This is a genomic window from Mesorhizobium sp. M5C.F.Ca.ET.164.01.1.1 (genome assembly GCF_004792125.1).
GTDB classification, from domain to species: Bacteria; Pseudomonadota; Alphaproteobacteria; order Rhizobiales; family Rhizobiaceae; genus Mesorhizobium; species Mesorhizobium wenxiniae.
In genome coordinates, this window is record NZ_SRTG01000224.1 from 1 (window position 1) to 370 (window position 370).

Sequence of the window (370 nt, forward strand, 5' to 3'; positions counted from 1 at the left end):
GTGCAGGAGGGCTTCATCTATGGTGGAGAACCGATAACGCCTGGGTTCACGTTGCTTCGCGTTCCGGCATCTTCGCTTAGTGTCTGGCTTGTTCTCACCGACGACACCGTCGTTTGGGGCGACATGATGAGCGTTCAGTATTCTGGCGCTGGCGGACGCGATCCTTTGGTCGACTCCGCCCAAATCTCGGATTTGACGTCGCGGGTGGTGACGCCACGGCTTCGCGATGTCGATGAGTCTCTTTACCTTGATGCCTGCGCGAAGGTTTTTGAGCCATTCGAACAGGAGCGGCTACCCCTCGCGCTTGAGCATGGCGTCAGCCAGGCGCTCCTTCGCGCAGCGGCCCGCTGGATGTAGGGCCGCTGCGCGA

The 370-nt window shown here is 60.5% G+C and carries 1 pseudogene; it reads left to right on the forward strand.

The annotated features are described in order from the left end of the window. Positions 1–345 (forward strand): annotated as a pseudogene (locus tag EN807_RS33235) (methylaspartate ammonia-lyase); the annotation flags it as partial. Positions 346–370 lie beyond the last annotated feature (25 nt).